Annotated in this window: 18 protein-coding genes; 9 read left to right on the forward strand and 9 right to left on the reverse strand. The window is 40.5% G+C overall.

Annotated elements, in window-relative coordinates; all coding sequences use genetic code 11:
- Positions 1 to 150: 150 nt before the first annotated feature.
- Positions 151 to 567: a DUF1801 domain-containing protein gene (locus tag GGQ60_RS21010; RefSeq protein ID WP_183768058.1), complete on the reverse strand. Its 417-nt coding sequence runs from the start codon at positions 565 to 567 to the stop codon at positions 151 to 153.
- 455 nt (positions 568 to 1,022) lie between these two features.
- Here GGQ60_RS21010 and GGQ60_RS21015 point away from each other — a divergent pair, with 455 nt between their 5' ends.
- The 4 genes from GGQ60_RS21015 to xth all read left to right on the forward strand — a co-directional run bounded on the left by GGQ60_RS21015 (position 1,023) and on the right by xth (position 4,554).
- A complete protein-coding gene (locus tag GGQ60_RS21015) occupies positions 1,023 to 2,099 on the forward strand; it encodes a PAS domain-containing sensor histidine kinase (protein WP_183768059.1) in 1,077 nt (358 codons plus the stop codon).
- 40 nt (positions 2,100 to 2,139) lie between these two features.
- The gene (locus GGQ60_RS21020; RefSeq protein WP_183768060.1) at positions 2,140 to 2,790 is read left to right on the forward strand and encodes a response regulator; all 651 of its coding nucleotides are present in this window, start codon (positions 2,140 to 2,142) and stop codon (positions 2,788 to 2,790) included.
- Positions 2,791 to 2,913: 123 nt separating this feature from the next.
- Positions 2,914 to 3,432: an RNA polymerase sigma factor gene (locus GGQ60_RS21025; protein ID WP_183768061.1), complete on the forward strand. Its 519-nt coding sequence runs from the start codon at positions 2,914 to 2,916 to the stop codon at positions 3,430 to 3,432.
- Between the two features lie 345 nt (positions 3,433 to 3,777).
- Positions 3,778 to 4,554 (forward strand): exodeoxyribonuclease III, encoded by a 777-nt coding sequence (gene xth / locus GGQ60_RS21030; protein WP_183768062.1) that lies wholly within the window; start codon positions 3,778 to 3,780, stop codon positions 4,552 to 4,554.
- 11 nt (positions 4,555 to 4,565) lie between these two features.
- Here xth and GGQ60_RS21035 read toward each other — a convergent pair whose 3' ends face one another.
- The 5 genes from GGQ60_RS21035 to GGQ60_RS21055 all read right to left on the reverse strand — a co-directional run bounded on the left by GGQ60_RS21035 (position 4,566) and on the right by GGQ60_RS21055 (position 9,837).
- A complete protein-coding gene (locus GGQ60_RS21035; protein WP_183768063.1) occupies positions 4,566 to 4,967 on the reverse strand; it encodes a PAS domain-containing protein in 402 nt (133 codons plus the stop codon).
- Positions 4,968 to 5,323: 356 nt separating this feature from the next.
- Positions 5,324 to 6,439 (reverse strand): M42 family metallopeptidase, encoded by a 1,116-nt coding sequence (locus tag GGQ60_RS21040; RefSeq protein ID WP_183768065.1) that lies wholly within the window; start codon positions 6,437 to 6,439, stop codon positions 5,324 to 5,326.
- 91 nt (positions 6,440 to 6,530) lie between these two features.
- A complete protein-coding gene (locus GGQ60_RS21045; protein ID WP_221236014.1) occupies positions 6,531 to 6,938 on the reverse strand; it encodes a GNAT family N-acetyltransferase in 408 nt (135 codons plus the stop codon).
- A gap of 60 nt (positions 6,939 to 6,998) precedes the next feature.
- On the reverse strand, positions 6,999 to 8,162 hold the full coding sequence (locus GGQ60_RS21050; protein WP_229685176.1) for an MFS transporter: 1,164 nt from the start codon (positions 8,160 to 8,162) through the stop codon (positions 6,999 to 7,001).
- 133 nt (positions 8,163 to 8,295) lie between these two features.
- The gene (locus GGQ60_RS21055) at positions 8,296 to 9,837 is read right to left on the reverse strand and encodes an acyl-CoA carboxylase subunit beta (RefSeq protein ID WP_183768067.1); all 1,542 of its coding nucleotides are present in this window, start codon (positions 9,835 to 9,837) and stop codon (positions 8,296 to 8,298) included.
- An 88-nt stretch (positions 9,838 to 9,925) separates the two neighbouring features.
- Here GGQ60_RS21055 and GGQ60_RS21060 point away from each other — a divergent pair, with 88 nt between their 5' ends.
- From GGQ60_RS21060 to GGQ60_RS21075, 4 genes are all read left to right on the forward strand, one after another.
- The gene (locus tag GGQ60_RS21060) at positions 9,926 to 10,117 is read left to right on the forward strand and encodes a hypothetical protein (protein ID WP_183768069.1); all 192 of its coding nucleotides are present in this window, start codon (positions 9,926 to 9,928) and stop codon (positions 10,115 to 10,117) included.
- A 224-nt stretch (positions 10,118 to 10,341) separates the two neighbouring features.
- A complete protein-coding gene (locus tag GGQ60_RS21065; protein ID WP_229685177.1) occupies positions 10,342 to 10,632 on the forward strand; it encodes a hypothetical protein in 291 nt (96 codons plus the stop codon).
- Between the two features lie 149 nt (positions 10,633 to 10,781).
- Positions 10,782 to 12,389, forward strand: coding sequence for a SulP family inorganic anion transporter (locus GGQ60_RS21070; protein WP_183768073.1), 1,608 nt, complete (start codon positions 10,782 to 10,784; stop codon positions 12,387 to 12,389).
- A gap of 2 nt (positions 12,390 to 12,391) precedes the next feature.
- Positions 12,392 to 13,048: a carbonic anhydrase gene (locus tag GGQ60_RS21075; RefSeq protein WP_183768074.1), complete on the forward strand. Its 657-nt coding sequence runs from the start codon at positions 12,392 to 12,394 to the stop codon at positions 13,046 to 13,048.
- 58 nt (positions 13,049 to 13,106) lie between these two features.
- On the opposite strand, the gene GGQ60_RS21080 is transcribed toward GGQ60_RS21075, so the two are convergent.
- The 3 genes from GGQ60_RS21080 to pruA form a co-directional block, all read right to left on the reverse strand.
- On the reverse strand, positions 13,107 to 13,367 hold the full coding sequence (locus GGQ60_RS21080; protein ID WP_183768076.1) for a hypothetical protein: 261 nt from the start codon (positions 13,365 to 13,367) through the stop codon (positions 13,107 to 13,109).
- Between the two features lie 95 nt (positions 13,368 to 13,462).
- Complete coding sequence (locus GGQ60_RS21085; RefSeq protein WP_183768078.1) at positions 13,463 to 14,971, reverse strand: sulfatase family protein; 1,509 nt, start codon at positions 14,969 to 14,971, stop codon at positions 13,463 to 13,465.
- A gap of 64 nt (positions 14,972 to 15,035) precedes the next feature.
- The gene (gene pruA / locus GGQ60_RS21090; protein ID WP_183768080.1) at positions 15,036 to 16,670 is read right to left on the reverse strand and encodes an L-glutamate gamma-semialdehyde dehydrogenase; all 1,635 of its coding nucleotides are present in this window, start codon (positions 16,668 to 16,670) and stop codon (positions 15,036 to 15,038) included.
- A gap of 281 nt (positions 16,671 to 16,951) precedes the next feature.
- Here pruA and GGQ60_RS21095 point away from each other — a divergent pair, with 281 nt between their 5' ends.
- Positions 16,952 to 17,590, forward strand: a complete 639-nt coding sequence (locus tag GGQ60_RS21095; RefSeq protein ID WP_183768082.1) for a TetR/AcrR family transcriptional regulator — start codon at positions 16,952 to 16,954, stop codon at positions 17,588 to 17,590.
- Positions 17,591 to 17,592: the final 2 nt, after the last annotated feature.

Genomic DNA, 17,592 nt, shown 5'->3' on the forward strand with positions numbered 1-17,592 from the left:
ATGATCAAATATTGGAAAATTTAACGTATCAGCGCGTAACTTCTTATTTACATGGTTACGAGGCTTTTCAGGTTGCATGGTATTTTAACTGCCAGGGTAAGAAGGTGCACCTATTCCATCATCCGTTTTCCGTTATCCACCTTCCATCCATTACGGATACAAACTGCTTATCCGGGCTACAGAATTCGTGATCATCTCTTTTAATACTTCAACATCGATATCGCTCATTTTTTTTACATATACGCAAGCCTTCGCAGTTTTATGTTTCCCGAATTTAGCCAGCAGTTCCTCCCGGTTTTTAAATTCGGATGAGAGGTATAAGGCTATGGCATCTTTCCTTGGAGAAAAACCAACCAAAGGTGCATCGCCTTCCCTGCCGCTTTTATATATATAATGGTAACTGCCAAAACCAACAATGGCCGTTCCCCACATTTTTGCCTTTAAGCCTGTGGTTTTAGTTATAATATCCGAGAGGTTAAAACAATCTGTTCTTTTGTTTTCGTCTGGGATGTTGTTTAAAAAGTCTGTAACGCTTAAATCGTTTTCGGTAGTTTTGTTCTGCGCCATATCTTTTTTTATGATGATAAAAGTTTAACCCGCTAATTACCTGTATTGGTTTCAACAAAAGTAAAGAAATCAGCTCAGGCAGCTTAAAAGTATTTTAAAGTGCCTGATTATAACAAAATAGCCATCTTGAAGATGGCTATGATAAAAGATTTTCGTCTTTTTTATGGTGTGCCTGCCCTCCGCGGATCTCCCGCTCACAGGACTTTTTTATCGTGTCTTTATGCATAACAATTTAGGGAATAGGTTGGTTTTTTCGGCAGAATAATTTTGCACATCGTGTGGAAAATGTTGATATCTGCCTTGATATTATTTCTGAAGTCAGAAAAAGTTAGATTTTGATGTCGTTCTCCTCAAACTTCTAAAGAAAAACTTTTTTAGGATAATTTATGTTTGAGGTTTGGTTGTTCGGTAGTGAGGGTTAACCCTCCATATCCAAGAGTATAAATTGTAAAATCATGATTGAATTAAATAATGAGCTTTTTTGTGCATTGGGCGATTTGTCTGCCGACGGATATTTTATTTTCGACACGCAACAGCAAAAATTTTTATACCTCAACAAGTCCTTTGCCGATATCTGGGAATTGGAAACAGATCAAATTTTTGATGACCCCCTGATTCTTTTAAAACAGATACACCCCGAAGATTTAGAGCATGCCATATCCTGTTACGAGGAATGCCTGGCCGAAAGCAAAGAAAAGAAATATGAAGTACGCCTGTTGTTTACCGGCAGGGAAAAATATTTGCGCATGATTGTTTTTGCACTTCCGCATCATGCCGATCGTTATTTAATTGGTACGGTAGAAGATACAACTGTGGCCCGGCATAACAAAATCCATATCGAACAGATCAATTCCCGCAAAAATATCACCTTAGAAGTACTGGCCCACGATTTAAAAGAACCCTTGGGCATGATGAAACTGACTGCCTCCTCAATGGAAGGTAGTATTGCACAAACGGGAGACAAGCGGATGATGAACTCGCTCGCTTTTATAAAAGACCTTTGCGAGCGTAATTTACTTTTAGTGAAAAGCATGATTAACCGCGAATTTTTAAAATCGTCCAATATAGAAATTGATAAAGAGCGGGCCGATCTGGTATGGGAACTCCGGGATGTGGTACGTTTTTACAGGCGCTCCAAATTGGGCAAAGCTAAAAACATCAGGTTTACGAGTTCTGCTGAACAGATCTACCTGAATTTAGATAGTATGAAATTTCTTCAGGTGATCAATAATTTAATTTCGAATGCCCTGAAATTTACCGGCGACCATGGTTACATTGGACTGCATGCCGAAGAATTGGAAAACACCGTGTTGATTACGGTAACTGATGATGGCATCGGGATTCCGGAAGAGCTGCAACCCGGCCTGTTCGATCATTTACCGGAAACCCTGAGGCCCGGTTTAAAGGGTGAAGAATCTGGCGGTTTCGGAATGGGCATCATTAAGGCAATTGTCGATTTACACCGGGGAAAAATCTGGTTTAAGAGTAAAACCGGTGTCGGAACTACCTTCTATATCGAGTTGCCAAAGTAGCCGTTTTTATTTTTAAAATACCGTAAGTTATATTTGGATTATGATTAACATTATTCTTGCGGACGATCACAATATCATCCGGACCTCTCTAAAAGTACTGATAGAAAAACACGAAGAGATTAAAGTGGTAGCAGAAGTAGCGGACGGTTTAGGCGTTTTAGAACTTCTCGAAAAAGGAATAAAAGCTGATATTGTTTTATCAGATATTGTAATGCCCAACCTCGATGGGATCGGATTGATCAGTAAAATTAAGGCAGGTGGATACGATACAAAAGTGGTCATACTCTCCATATTAGATGACGAAAAGTATGCTTCAAATGCCTTTATTTCAGGGGCTTTTGCATACCTCTTAAAAGATATTGAAGAAGAAGAACTATTGTTTTGCCTGAAGCATGTAATGAAGGGGAAACGCTATCTTTCTTCTAATTTGTGTATTGCAATATTGGAACGTTTTAATACCGAACTCAATCTGTTATCGCAAAAGAAAAGTGCCGAAATCAACTTTTCGGAGCGTGAAATCAATGTGCTAAAACTCATTGCAGATGGTTTTACCAACCAGGAAATTGCTGATAAATTGTACCTGAGCAGACGCACAGTTGAGAGCCAAAGAGAAGCGCTGATCAACAAAACGGGCACCAAAAACTCCGCTTCGCTGGTTCGGTTTGCCATGCGGAACGGCTATGTTTCTTAGTTTTTTGCCTGTTTTTTGGGCATTTTTCAGGGTGATAAAAGAAACCGTAAAAAATCGGGTATTTCTACAGATAACATTGGATAAGGCTATTTTGTTGAATGGATACATCAATCCTAACTAAACATGGAAATATTAAATTTCAATTGCGACATTTACCAATACAGACAACCACTTTTCGACCGTGCCTTAGCTTATACCCGTGATGAAGATGACGCTGCAGATTTAGTGCAGGATACTTTTATGAAAGCATTCAGGTTTTCAGCAAAGTTCGAAATGGGCAGTAATGTAAGGGCATGGCTCTTTACGATTTTAAAAAATACCTTCCTGAACCACTATTACAAGTTAAAGCGGAAAAACGAAATGATACAGCAGGAAGATGACCTTACTTCTGTTCAGCTCATGCCAAGCGCTACAGGCAATGGGGGGTCGGTCAAATTTATGATGGAAGATATTCAACGTGCTTTAAACCGCCTGCCTGAAGATTGCCGCTTTTGTTTCTGCCGTTATTTTGAAGGCTATAAATATCATGAAATTGCCGAAGAGCTCGATATTCCTTTAGGAACGGTTAAAACCAAGATACATGTAGCCAGAGGGCTCTTAAAAAAGATGCTCAAAAATTACAAGGACGGGCTGGCTTTATAACAGGCAAAAATTTAATCACTGAAACAGGAAAACAGCATGTTGCTTAAGGATAAAAAAGGGACAAGCTATGGGCTTATCCCTCTATCTAAACTCAAACATGCGCTCAAACATGAATGAATCTCGGAAAGATAAACATTTTAGTTTGGTATTAGTTTTAAAAAATAATGGGAATATTAAGATTGCAATTATGCACTTTTAATTAAACTATTAAATAGTTTAATTTTTGAGTTTTATTGCTGAGATTTATGGAATGAACCATCATAGTTCAGAAATTACACTTCGAATTAATAATGGCAACAGCCTGCACTGGCAAGGCTTCATTACTGTAAAAGCAGATTGATAAAGATGAAAGTAGCAACTTATAATGTGAACGGAATAAATGGGCGCTTACCTGTTCTGTTACGTTGGCTGGAAGAATCCAAACCTGATGTGGTGTGTTTGCAGGAACTAAAAGCACCGCAGGAAAAATTTCCGGAGCAGGCCATTAAAGATGCTGGTTATAATGCCATTTGGCATGGCCAAAAGAGTTGGAATGGCGTTGCCATATTGGCCAGGAATCTCGAAATAAAGGAGCTGAAACGAAATTTAGATGGCGATCCTGAAGATTTACATAGCAGGTATATCGAAGCAATGGTTAATAATGTGATAATCGGCTGTCTTTACCTTCCGAATGGAAATCCGGCGCCAGGACCAAAATTCGATTACAAGTTACGCTGGTTTGAACGCTTTAATGCGCATGCAGCAAAACTACTGGAACATCATTTACCGGTAATTCTGTGTGGAGATTATAACGTAATCCCTACGGAAAAAGATGTGTATAAGCCGGAACGTTGGGTTGAAGATGCTTTATTCCGCCCGGAAACCCGTTTGGCATTTCAAAATTTAATGGAGCAGGGTTGGACAGATGCAATCAGAAAGTTATACCCTAAAGAAACAATTTATACCTTTTGGGATTACTTTAGAAATGCATATGGTAGAGATGCGGGATTAAGAATTGATCATTTTTTACTGAGTCCCCAAGTTAGTGATCGCTTAAAATCTGCGGGAGTAGATAAGCATGTAAGAGGCTGGGAAAAAACAAGCGACCACGGTCCGGTTTGGATTGAGCTAAGTGAGGTTTAACGCCATTTAACCTATTGCTTTAAATCGGTCACATCTAAAAGTGTTCCTATTAATTTTAAGCTTTCGCCATCCTGCTGGGATAGTATTCCATCGGCTTTAATCCACCTGATTTCTCCGTCCGGCCGGCGGATTCTATGTACCGAATGGTAACTGTTTTTTTCTTTCGAAACCGTAAGTTCAATCTCATCCTGGACGTAGTCAAGATCCTCCGGTAAGATTAAGCTTAAAAAGGTTTCATAACTTAAAACCTCATCAGGAGGGCAACCCAGGTTTTTTTTGAATGACCGTGTTGAACGGAGAATGCCGGTTGCGATGCTCAACTCCCAAAAGCCGAGACCAACGTGATCGAATACCACATCCCAATGTGCATCGCGGATAATGGATAGATCAATATTTTTTTTTTTGATACTCATAAATAAAGGATAAACTGTTTGGATAAATTACACAAACAATGTAAAGATATTTTGAGTATTAATAAAATAGGGAGTTAGTTCAAATGATGCGTGGGCCGGATGTAGAACGCGCTAAAAGGTGGAGGTATGGTGCAAAAAAAGAAGCCGGGCTTTAATTCAAAACCCAGCTTCCTGTTGATTATGCTTAAACTTAGAGCTGATTGGTGTTCTTTTTCTTTTCAATCGCTCCTCTTCAATCGCTCCTCTTTAATCGGTTAAATCTTAAAAAAAGAAGCCGTAACGCCCAAAATAAGGATACGATCGGCAAAAACTTTAGCAATGTTCTGATGATCGTTTTTTGATGGTCACTTTTTCTATTATTTAAATTCCCTGAAGTCCTGACCATCAGTAATGTTCAGTAAGCTTTCGTAAATCAGGCTGATTACATTATCTACATCTTCTTTATGCACCATTTCTACAGTGGTATGCATATAACGTAATGGCAGCGAAATTAAGGCTGATGGTACACCACCGTTCGAATAGGCAAAAGCATCGGTATCCGTTCCGGTAGAACGTGAAGATGCCTGGCGCTGGAAGGGAATATTGTTCTTTTCAGCAGTTTTGATCAATAACTTATTTAAATTGGTTTGAACAGCCGGAGCATAAGAAACTACCGGACCCTTACCTGCAGATAACTCGCCCTGAACATTTTTATTGATCATTGGTGTGGTGGTATCGTGCGTTACATCGGTAATAATGGCCACATTTGGTTTAATGCGTTGGGCAATCATCTCTGCACCACGTAAACCGATTTCTTCCTGCACAGAGTTTACAATATATAAACCGAAAGGAAGTTTTTTCTTATTTTCTTTCAGTAAACGGGCTACCTCGGCAATCATAAAGCCGCCAACACGGTTATCTAAGGCTCGGCCAACATAATAGCGGTCGTTCAAAACCATAAATTCATCTTCATAGGTAATTACACACCCTACATGGATACCTAATTTTTCAACCTCTTCTTTTGAAGTGCAGCCACAGTCTAAAAAGATATTCTTTAATTCCGGTGCCTGTTCTTTTTCGCCATGACGGGTGTGGATTGCCGGCCAGCCAAATACCGCCTTAACCAATCCTTTTGCAGTATGGATGTTCACCCGTTTTGATGGCGCAATCTGATGATCCGAACCCCCATTGCGAATTACATATATTAAACCATCAGGAGTGATGTAATTTACATACCACGAAATTTCATCTGCATGCGCTTCTATCACTACTTTAAAAGCAGCCTTAGGATTAATAACACCTACAGCTGTACCGTAGTTATCGATAAAATGTTCGTCTATGTATGGTTTTAAATAGTTTAACCAAAGTTTTTGTCCTTCCCATTCATAACCGGTAGGAGCAGGGTTATTGATGTATTCTTCAAGAAACTGCAGCGATTTTTTAGTAACCACAGCAACATGTTTTTTCTTTTCGTCGTCTTTTTTCTTAGCCATAATGTTATTCTATAATTATTCGTCATCCTGAACTTGATTCAGGATCTGATTAATGAGATGCTGAACTAAATTCAGCATGACGGTTGGTAATTTAAAGTTCTTTTTCCATGATCACAAAATCGTAGCCATCTTTAAAAAAGGTTCTATCGGTTTCGTGGAAGCCAAATTTAAAATAAAATTCCTTAGCATTTACACGCGCATTGCACCATAGTTTTGTCGCTTTTTGAATTTTACAAAAATCGAGTATATAAGCCATGAGCTGTGAGCCCAAACCTGCCTTTTGTGCTGATGGGAGAACGGCCAGCTTTCTGAACTGATAAATACTGTCCCGATGAAAGAGCGAAACTACGCCCGTGAGTTTATGATCGAGGTATAATCCAAAATGGATGCCCTCAAAATCATCAGGTAGTTTTACTGAATCAAAAGGTAATTCCGGATACATGGCCTCATGCCTGATCCGCCAGGTTAGAGAGGGGAATATCTGCTCAATTTGAACCATAATTATAATAAAAAACTAAAGCCTTGATTGCGTTTTTAAATTTCATGAAAATTTATAAGGTTAGTGATTTGATTTTTTCTTTCCGTAGAACTGATAGATTAAAATATTCAGGATAATTATACCTGTCATTCCATAGCAGAATAAGGCCCATCCACCCTGGGCCCAAAGCCATAAACCCAAGGCTGAGCCACAACTTGCGCCAATAAAACTAACCGACATAAAAATGGTATTGAGCCTGTTTCTTGCTTCGGGTATCAGTGTATAAATGCGGGTCTGGTTGGTTACGTGTATGGCCTGCTGGCCAATATCGATCAGTACAATGCCAATTACAAACAGGTATAAATGGTTACCGGTAAAATAAAAGAGGGCCATGCTCACTAGCTGCAGGATAAAACCGATCAGGAGGTTTTTACGGGGATTGCTGCCATCACTTAATTTTCCAACCAATGGGGCAGCCAATGCACCGGCAGCACCGGCAATACCAAATAAACCGATCTGTAAGGTTTGAAAGTTAAAAGGTGGATTGGCTAAAAAAAGTACCATAGTGGTCCAGAATGCACTGATAATGGCAAAGGCCAAAAAGTTGATAATGGAGGTTTCCCTTAATGCAGGTTGTGTTTTAATATAGCCGAACATCGATCCCATAAGCGTTCTGTAGGATCCTTTAAATGCCGGATGGCTTTTTGGAAAACGTTTGGCCATTAAAAAGATCAGCAAACCGCATATTGCAGCAGCGATATAATAAACCGCTCTCCAGCCCAGCCAAAAGCCTATGCTTCCGCTTACCGCCCGCGAAGCTAAAATACCAACCAATAGTCCGCTCATAATCATGCCAATGTTTGCTCCACGGTTTTCGTCGCTACTTAAATTAGCAGCCAAAGGCAAAATTAATTGCGGCACAATGGAGCAGGTACCAATCAGCACTGAAGCCGCTTCCAATATAAAAAAGCTCTGCGAAAGTGCAGCAATCAAAAGGGCAAAAATAGCCAGTCCTGTAATGACAAGGATCTGCTTTTTACGCTCAAACATATCACCCAGTGGTACCAAAAGGAAAAGTCCAAGCGCATAGCCAATCTGTGTGAGGTAGGTAATTTTACCGGCATTGGTTTCGCTGAGGTTAAAATCTTTTGCAATCAAGATCACCAATGGCTGGCAGTAATAAATGTTTGCAACAATAAGGCCTGTGCAAAAAGCCATAAGGAGGATATCGGCTCGTTTTAACATGTAACGTTATTATAATGTAAGATGTGAAATGTAAGATGTACAATGTAAAATGGATGATGAAATTAAATACGTAAGATGTATAATGACAGTGTAGTTGTTCCATCTACCATCTTACCTCATCCATTTTCCATCTTTACAAAGGTATATTTCCGTGTTTCTTTCTGGGATTGTTCACCACCTTATTTTCTAACATCTTGAACGCTTTTATCAACTTTATGCGGGTTTGAGCAGGTTCTATTACTTCATCAACAAAACCGCGTTCTGCTGCACGGTAGGGGTTAGCGAAGATATCAGAGTAAATTTTTTCCTTCTCCAGCCATTTTTCTTCAGGGTTTTCTGCTGAAGTAATCTCGCGTTTAAAGATAATTTCAGCAGCGCCTTTTGCACCCATAACTGCAATTTCGGCACTTGGCCAGGCATAGTTCATATCTGCGCCAATGTGTTTGCTGTTCATTACGTCATACGCCCCACCATAGGCTTTCCGGGTAATTACGGTAATGCGCGGTACTGTGGCTTCGCTAAAGGCATATAATAATTTTGCCCCATTGGTGATAATGCCATTCCATTCCTGGTCGGTACCCGGTAAAAAGCCAGGTACATCTTCAAACACCAGTAAAGGGATGTTAAAACAATCGCAAAAACGGACAAAACGGGCGGCTTTGTTTGAGGAGTTACTATCTAAAACGCCAGCCAGGTAAGCAGGTTGATTGGCTACAATACCGATACTTCTTCCTGCTAAACGGGCAAAACCAACCACAATATTTTCGGCATAGGCAGCGTGTACCTCTAAAAAGCTGTCGGTATCGGCTACGGCTCCAATAACTTCACGGATATCGTAGGGCTGCGAAGCATTTTCGGGCATAAAAGTGTTTAGTTCCGGGCGGTTTTCGTCGGCACTTTCGTAAGGTAAATGAATGGCTGTCTCTTCACAATTCTGAGGCATATAGCTTAACAGCTTTTTAACCTGGTTAATAGCCTCTATTTCATTGGCACAGGCAAAATGGGTAACGCCCGATTTTGTAGCATGCGTACCGGCGCCGCCCAGTTCTTCTGAAGTTACTTCTTCATGTGTTACTGTTTTTACTACATTAGGGCCCGTAACGAACATGTAAGAGGTGTTTTCTACCATCAGGATAAAATCGGTAATGGCAGGCGAATACACCGCCCCACCAGCACAGGGGCCCATAATGGCCGATAGCTGTGGAATAACTCCTGATGCCTGTACATTTTTGTAAAAAATATCAGCATAACCACCCAAAGAAACAACGCCTTCTTGTATACGGGCACCCCCACTATCATTTAAACCAATTAGTGGTGCACCGTTTTTCATGGCCATATCCATCAGTTTGCAGATTTTTTCGGCATGGGTTTCGGATAATGAGCCCCCAAATACCGTAAAATCCTGGGAGAAAACATAGGTCAGGCGTCCGTTAATGGTTCCGTAACCGGTTACCACGCCATCACCAAGATACTTTTCGCGTTCCATACCGAAATCGGTACTGCGGTGTGTAACCAGCATGCCAATTTCTTCGAAACTGCCCTCATCCATTAAAAAATGGATACGCTCTCGGGCAGTAAGTTTTCCCTTTTTATGCTGACTATCGATACGTGCCTGCCCGCCACCAAGGTGCGCCTGGTTGATTTTATCTTTAAGTAATGCTATTTTCTTATCCATTGCTGATGCTATGAGATTTTAAAATTAAAAATTACTAACGGTAATGCAAGATAAGCGGTGTTATTTTATCCGGGCCTAACACGCGATTTTGAATAAAGCAGATGGCTGGCTTATATTGCCTATGAAAACTAATCCTGTGTTTACTAAAAAGAAAAATATTCTAGTATTAATTGGAAATGAGCGGTTCCGTGCTTTTGGCAATTTCAGTCCCGCTTATGTTGGTTTTAAGTTAAAGCTGATTTTGCCAAAAAGATTTAGCGGATGGGCAGTACTGAACTGACCGATAATAGCGAACCAACCGTTTCCAAAACCTGGCAAGAACCTTGTCTTTACATCTTAAGTGCCTGTATTTTACTTATATTACATTTTTTTTACAGCCTAAGGCATTGAAAAACCAATTATCCGTTTAAATTTGTACTCATTGGCATTAAAATAACATTAGAATTTTAAATGTTTTTAAGGAAATACAAGTATTTGATCGTCGCTTCGTTTATATTCATCTTCATGGCGAAGATGGGGATAGCTGCTGCGCCGGTGTTTTGTACGGGTATTGACAAGGAAATCATGAATGCTGTAATCATGCAGATTGAGTTAGAGCATGAAGGCGGTAAGGATACCGCCAAAGACACCGCAAAATTTGCCGATTTTAAAATTGTTGAGCTTAATCATCCTATCTTTTCTTATGAGTTCTCTTCAAGCCATTTCTTTCTGAAGAGCAGTTTTATAGAACATTTCAAAAGATATGTAGATCCATATCATCCTACTGTTCCAACACCACCGCCTAACGTAATCTAGTTTTTTATTGGGGTAATTTTGGCCTACTCAATTGAATGGGCATAAAGGTTATGTTTAAAACTTAAACCTTTGTGTGGTGCTATTCTGGATATGCCTTAAACATTCCCCTGCGATTTATTCGTTAAAATTTACCAGATAATTATATCGTTATGCAAAAGTTTAACCCGGCCTTTTCAGGTTCGGACGTGAAAAAATATTTTCTTAAAAAGAATTTAAAGAAAGACCTACCTTCTAGTATTGTAGTGTTTTTAGTGGCTTTACCGCTATGTTTGGGCATTGCATTAGCTTCTGGTGCACCATTATTTGCCGGTTTAATCACCGGTATTATCGGTGGTATTGTAGTTGCCTCTTGCAGTGGCTCGCAATTAAGTGTGAGTGGCCCTGCAGCAGGTTTAACGGTTATTGTTTTGGGGGCCATAACCTCCTTGGGGAGCTATCCCACCTTTTTACTTGCTGTGGTACTTGCCGGGGTATTTCAGTTGATTTTAGGTTTAATTAAAGCAGGTACCATCGGTAATTATTTTCCTTCGAGTGTAATTGAAGGGATGCTTGCCGCCATCGGTTTGATCTTGATCCTAAAACAGTTACCTCATGCATTGGGTGTTGATACCGACTTTACAGGCGATGAAGGTTTCTTTCAACAAGATCACGAAAATACTTTTTCAGCAATTACAGCTGCCGTAGGTCATTTCAGTTTGGGCGCTGTGGTGATCAGTGTGTTATCAATAGCCATCCTGATTATCTGGCCTAAATTTCAGAAACTGGCCATTGTACCGGCTCCGTTATTGGTGGTAACCCTGGGTGTTTTAGGTACATTGTTTTTTGCTGGTACCAACTATCCTTTAAGGGCCGATCAAATGGTAAAAATCCCGGTTGTTAACGGCTTTGACGAATTTACCCGTTTATTTACACTGCCTGATTTTTCACAATTGGCCAATAAAAACGTTTACATCGTAGCCTTAACCATTGCTATTGTTGCCAGTCTGGAAACTTTGCTGAGCATCGAAGCAGTCGATAAAATTGACCCTATTAAACGTATAACGCCAACAAACAGGGAGCTGATTTCGCAAGGTATAGGAAACATTACCAGCGGCATGGTTGGTGGTTTACCTATGACATCAGTAATTGTACGCAGCTCGGCCAATGTTAATGCGGGCGGTAGAACCAAGATGTCGGCTATTTTTCATGGTATTTGGTTGCTGTTGTCGCTGTTGTTTATCCCGGGTTTGATTAACATGATTCCACTATCATGTTTGGCGGCCATTTTACTGGTAACCGGTTATAAATTAACTCGGATCAGCCTGTTTAAACACATGTACCATAAGGGCTGGGACCAGTTTGTACCTTTTGTAGTTACCGTTGTGGCCGTATTATTTACCGATTTGTTAAAAGGCGTTGCCATTGGTATGCTGGTTTCGGTTTTCTATCTGTTGCGTACCAACATGCGTAACCCCTTTTTTTACCGGATAGCGAAAGAAGGCGATAAAAAAAACATCAGGATTAAACTGGCCGAAGAGGTTTCCTTTTTAAATAAAGCAGCGATACAGGTACTTTTAACGGATATTCCGAAAGAAACCAATGTGATTATTGATGGTTCAAACGCGAGGTACATCGATCCTGATGTATTGGAAACCATTTACAATTACAAGCATAATGCCTACACCAAGGGCATTGTGGTAACTTTAGAAAACATACAGAAACATTATTCTGTTCCAAAACTGAATATAAAAGTAGAAGAAGATATTAATAAATTATAATTATGTGCGCAAAAACAATAGATACGAAAGACATAACATACGACAGTTTATTACAGGGGAATAAAGACTGGGTAAAGGATACGATTGATAGCGATCCTGCCTTTTTTGATAAACTGTCAGCAGGCCAGGCTCCACCGGTTTTATGGATCGGTTGTTCTGATAGCCGCGTGCCTGCCAACCAGATTACCAATACCAGGCCGGGAGATATTTTCGTACACCGGAACATTGCCAATGTGGTGGTGCATACCGATATGAACTTACTTTCGGTACTCGATTACTCAATCAACGTATTAAAAGTAAAACACGTTATTGTTTGTGGTCACTACGGTTGTGGTGGCGTTAAAGCAGCATTAGGCGATAAACAGGTAGGTTTGATCGATAATTGGTTGAGGAATATCCGCGATGTGTACCGTCTTCACGACCAGGAACTTTCGGCCATTCAGGATCCTGATCAGAAATTCGACCGTTTAGTGGAACTAAATGCGATTGAAGGGGCGGCCAAAGTAATGAATACCTCGATTGTTCAGAGTGCTTGGGCTAACGGACAAGATTTATCTGTACATGCCTGGGTATATAGCTTAAAAACAGGATTGATCAAAGATTTAGAGGTAACGGCCAAAAGTCTTGATGATGTTTCGCCTGCATTTAAGGTAAGTTAAAGCACCGACAAGGTGTAATTTTTTAGTTGTTAGGAAAAGCCCGGATTTATCCGGGCTTTTATTTTTTTTTGCTGTGTGGCATATTGCCCGCCGTACCTTTATTACCTTTTTCAGCATCTTCCCTTGCTTCTTCAGCACCAAAATCGCCCCCTCCGAAATCTCTGCCCAGGTTGCCAGCATCGGTTTTTACCGTGTTTTTCTTTTCTTTTTCATTGCTGCGGTGGCGGGGTACCTGCTGCTCGGGCATATTCGCTTTATCTGCTGCATTATCTGCATTTTTATTGCCCAGGTTTTTATTATTGTCTTTTGTGTTTTCCATGATCTTCTCTTAAGCTATTTTTATATAAACAGCACAAAAGAAGATTGGTTTCATATCTTTAAACAGTGTGGTATAAATTCACCAGCTGATCTGTTTTATTTGGTTTTCGCTTCTTCGGTACTTAATAAAGCTTCCAGCTCTTTTACTTTCTCCGGATACTTCAGGGCAAGATTGTTTTTTTCGCTTACATCAACTGTGAGGTTGTATAATTGCGGTACCGGCAGGTTCCCGCTTTCGGTACGGGTAAGTTTATAAAAAGCTTCGCCTTTTGAGGGCCTGATGTATTTCCAGTTATCTTTAACAATTGCCAGTTGACTGCTCTGTTCGATAAAGAAGCTGCGGCCTTTTGGGTCTTTCCCGGTAAAGGCATCCCATACATTTTTACTGTCAATGGCGTTTTTACATTCTATATTGAAAAAGTTGGCAAATGAGGCTAAAAAATCAATCTGGGAAACCAAGGCTCCGGAAACACCCGGTTTAATTTTTGCCGGCCACGAAATGATAAAAGGTTCGCGTGTACCACCTTCTAGAATGCTGTATTTTCCTCCGCGCAAATTACCTGCAGGGGTGTGGGCGCCTAATTTTTCGTAACCCTGGTCTTCATAACCGTCCATAATTACGGGACCGTTGTCGCTGCTAAAAATGATCATCGTATTTTTATCAAGGCCCAGGTATTTTAGTTGTTTAGTGATTTCGCCAACTGCCCAATCGAGTTGTAAAATGACATCACCCCGGTTGCCCAATTTACTCTTGCCTTTAAACATGGTAGCAGGTAAGCGTGGTACATGTGGTTCAGTTAAGGCATAATACAGGAAAAAAGGCTCTTGTTTGTGCTCTTCGATAAAATTTTTTGCTTTGGTTAAAAAAGTAAGCGGAAGCTCCTCATCAGTCCAGCGGGCAAGCTTGCCTCCCTGCATATATCCGATCCGACCGATCCCGTTTACAATGGTCTGGTTGTGCCCATGATTCGCTTCAGCAGGCATTTTTAACAGTTCGGGATGGTCTTTCCCTGTTGGATCGGTACCGGTTGGATTTTTGTAATCTACTGTAATCGGATCTTTAGGGTCTAAACCTACCACCAATTGATTTTCCATAAAAACGGTGGGCACCCTATCGGCAGTAGCCGGAAAAATAAAGGAATAATCAAAACCGACTTCTTTTGGACCAGGTTTCACTTCTTTGTTCCAGTCTTTTTCTACTGTATTGCCTAAACCGAGATGCCATTTGCCAACAAGGCCTGTTTTATAACCCGCCTGCTGAAAAACCGATGGCAGGGAACTGTTATCTGTTGGGATAATCAATGCAGCATCGCCAGGTAAAATACCTGTTCCTTTTTTCCGCCATGCATATCTCCCTGTCATTAAAGAATAGCGCGAAGGTGTGCAGGTAGAGGCGGTGGCATGACCGTTGGTAAAACGTAACCCTTGTGCTGCGAGGGCGTCAATATTGGGTGTTTTTATTTTGGTTGCGCCATAACAGCTGAGATCGCCATAACCTAAATCATCAGCATAAATGATAATTACATTGGGTTTCTTTTGTGCGGTTGCGTAAAAGCCAAAACTTGTAATACAGAGGATAAAGGTCAGTAAAAATTTGGGGTTCATGGTTAGAAGGGTGTTTGATAGGCATAAAAAAGGCCAAACAATATGCCTGGCCTTAAATTATTATTTAATCTTCTGCTAAAAACGGATAACGGTAATCAGCTGGAGGATTAAAGGTTTCTTTAATGGTACGTGGAGATACCCAGCGCAACAGATTAATCATCGCACCAGCTTTATCGTTTGTACCCGATCCTCTGGCTCCGCCGAAAGGCTGTTGCCCTACTACCGCACCTGTACATTTATCATTAATGTAAAAATTACCGGCCGAGTTACGTAAAGCGTAACTAGCTTTTTCTATTGCGTACCTATCCTGCGATAAAATAGCACCTGTTAAAGCATAAGGCGAAGTTGTATCGATGAGCTCTAAAATCTGGTCGAATTCTTGATCCGGGTATACGTATACGGAAAGCACCGGACCAAAAAGTTCTTCACACATCGTAGTATATTTAGGATCATCAACCACTAAAACAGTAGGTTCGATGAAATAACCTTTGCTCTTGTCATAATTGCCGCCGGCAATAATTTCTACGCCTTTATCTTTTTTGGCCTGATCGATATATTTTGCTAATTTATCGAAAGAACGCTCATCGATAACGGCATTGATAAAGTTACTGAAATCTTCTGTTCCGCCCATTTTAAAGCTGGCAAGATCAGTTAATATCTGTTCTTTAATTTCTGGCCAAACACTTTCAGCAATATAAACCCGGCTGGCAGCAGAGCATTTTTGTCCCTGGTATTCGAAAGCTCCGCGAACAATTGCGGTACTGGCTGCTTTTATTTGTGCAGATGGGTGAACCAGGATAAAATCTTTACCGCCGGTTTCGCCAACAATACGTGGGTACGATTTGTATTTATGGATGTTTGTTCCGATGGTTTTCCATATTTCCTGGAACACTTTGGTAGAACCGGTAAAGTGGATGCCTGCAAAATCAGCATGATTAAAAATCACATCTCCAACTTCAGGGCCATCGGCAAAAATTAGGTTAATTACGCCATCAGGTAAGCCTGCTTCGCGAAAAATTTGCATAATAACATTGGCTGCATAAACTTGCGTATCAGCAGGTTTCCAAACCACTACGTTGCCCATCATGGCTACGCTGGAAGGTAAATTGCCTGCAATTGCGGTAAAATTGAAAGGTGTTAAAGCAAATACGAAACCTTCTAAGGGGCGTTGTTCGGTTCTGTTCCACATACCATTTGGCGATACAGGCGGTTGCTGGCCATAAATATCCTGCATATAACTTACGTTAAATCGTAAGAAATCAATCAATTCGCAGGCCGAATCGATCTCTGCCTGATAGGCATTTTTACTTTGGCCAAGCATGGTTGCAGCATTAATTTGATAACGGTATTTTGTAGCTATCAAATCTGCAGCTTTCATAAAGATGGCTGCCCTGTGCTCCCAGGCTAAAGCTTCCCAGTCGGCCTTGGCCGCTAAAGCAGCATCTATAGCCTGTTTTACATGGCTTTTGTCGCCATAACTAAAAGTTGCCAATACGTGCTGGTGATCGTGTGGAACAACTACTTCCTTTTTGTTTTTTGTATGTATTTCCTGTCCGCCAATAAACATCGGAATATCCAATTTTTTTGAACGTGCCTCAGCAATAGCTTCTTTTAAAAGCGTACGTTCTTTTGTGCCTGGCGCATAGCTGTTAATAGGCTCGTTAACTGGGGTAGGTACCTTAAAAAATCCTTTAAGCATATTTTATTTTTTATGATTTGGACAAAGATAAGGCTTTTTGAAGTAGGCCATTCTATTATTCTGTAAAGAAAACAGAACAAACGTTTGTGTAAAGTTGCTGAGTTAAGAAGGAGGTAATTTTAAAGGCGTTTTGGTTAAGATTCGGTTAATGATCTATTCCTGTGTGGAATTCAATAGTAGAAGCTTTAAACATTTCTATTTGTCTATTTAAGTAAATTTTTTCTAAAATAATTTCATTTTATTAACACTGTTAATTATGTTTGCACTGTAATTATTTTATCATGGGAATAAAAGAGCGTAAAGAGAAGCACAAGGAAGATTTACGGCAGCGGATTTTGGATGCGGCAAAAGACCTTTTTTTAAAGGATGGCTACGAGGCCACCTCAATCAGGAAGATTGCAGAGAAAATAGAATTCAGTCCGACTACCATTTACCTGTATTATAAGGATAAGGCTGATATCATGTATGCCCTCCATCAGGAAGGCTTTAAACTCCTGGGTTCGCAGTTCGGTGTTTTGCAGCATGTAAGCGAGCCTTTCGAACGTTTAAAGGCTATGGGTCGTGTTTATATGAGCTTTGCCTTAAGTAATCCAGACTTTTACGAACTCATGTTTATCATGAAAGAGCCCATCGAATTTGTTAAGGCCCACTGTCACGACGAAGAGTGGGAAGAAGGAGAGCAGGCATTTACCGCTTTAATTTTGACGGTTGATCAATGCAAGGCTGCGGGTTACTTTACCAGTTTTGATACCACCACTTTTGCACTCAACGTATGGTCGTTAATGCATGGTTTATGCAGCTTAAAGCTACAGGGGCATCTCGATCACATGGCCACAACTAAAGCGCATATGTTGGAGGAGGGCGATTGGCTGGAGAAAACTTTTGAGGGCTTTATCGCGATGTTGAATAGTTTAAAATAACA

The organism is Pedobacter zeae, assembly GCF_014196715.1.
Classification (GTDB): domain Bacteria; phylum Bacteroidota; class Bacteroidia; order Sphingobacteriales; family Sphingobacteriaceae; genus Pedobacter; species Pedobacter zeae.

Bases quoted from the DNA above. Each gene is read 5' to 3' on its own strand.
- GGQ60_RS21050 (WP_229685176.1), bottom strand. From the start codon at position 8,162: ATGTTAAAACGAGCCGATATCCTCCTTATGGCTTTTTGCACAGGCCTT.
- GGQ60_RS21065 (WP_229685177.1), top strand. From the start codon at position 10,342: ATGGCGAAGATGGGGATAGCTGCTGCGCCGGTGTTTTGTACGGGTATT.
- GGQ60_RS21010 (WP_183768058.1), bottom strand. From the start codon at position 567: ATGGCGCAGAACAAAACTACCGAAAACGATTTAAGCGTTACAGACTTT.
- GGQ60_RS21095 (WP_183768082.1), top strand. From the start codon at position 16,952: ATGGGAATAAAAGAGCGTAAAGAGAAGCACAAGGAAGATTTACGGCAG.
- GGQ60_RS21035 (WP_183768063.1), bottom strand. From the start codon at position 4,967: ATGAGTATCAAAAAAAAAAATATTGATCTATCCATTATCCGCGATGCA.
- GGQ60_RS21040 (WP_183768065.1), bottom strand. From the start codon at position 6,439: ATGGCTAAGAAAAAAGACGACGAAAAGAAAAAACATGTTGCTGTGGTT.
- pruA (WP_183768080.1), bottom strand. From the start codon at position 16,670: ATGCTTAAAGGATTTTTTAAGGTACCTACCCCAGTTAACGAGCCTATT.
- GGQ60_RS21085 (WP_183768078.1), bottom strand. From the start codon at position 14,971: ATGAACCCCAAATTTTTACTGACCTTTATCCTCTGTATTACAAGTTTT.
- GGQ60_RS21045 (WP_221236014.1), bottom strand. From the start codon at position 6,938: ATGGTTCAAATTGAGCAGATATTCCCCTCTCTAACCTGGCGGATCAGG.
- GGQ60_RS21025 (WP_183768061.1), top strand. From the start codon at position 2,914: ATGGAAATATTAAATTTCAATTGCGACATTTACCAATACAGACAACCA.
- GGQ60_RS21080 (WP_183768076.1), bottom strand. From the start codon at position 13,367: ATGGAAAACACAAAAGACAATAATAAAAACCTGGGCAATAAAAATGCA.
- xth (WP_183768062.1), top strand. From the start codon at position 3,778: ATGAAAGTAGCAACTTATAATGTGAACGGAATAAATGGGCGCTTACCT.
- GGQ60_RS21015 (WP_183768059.1), top strand. From the start codon at position 1,023: ATGATTGAATTAAATAATGAGCTTTTTTGTGCATTGGGCGATTTGTCT.
- GGQ60_RS21020 (WP_183768060.1), top strand. From the start codon at position 2,140: ATGATTAACATTATTCTTGCGGACGATCACAATATCATCCGGACCTCT.
- GGQ60_RS21055 (WP_183768067.1), bottom strand. From the start codon at position 9,837: ATGGATAAGAAAATAGCATTACTTAAAGATAAAATCAACCAGGCGCAC.
- GGQ60_RS21070 (WP_183768073.1), top strand. From the start codon at position 10,782: ATGCAAAAGTTTAACCCGGCCTTTTCAGGTTCGGACGTGAAAAAATAT.
- GGQ60_RS21075 (WP_183768074.1), top strand. From the start codon at position 12,392: ATGTGCGCAAAAACAATAGATACGAAAGACATAACATACGACAGTTTA.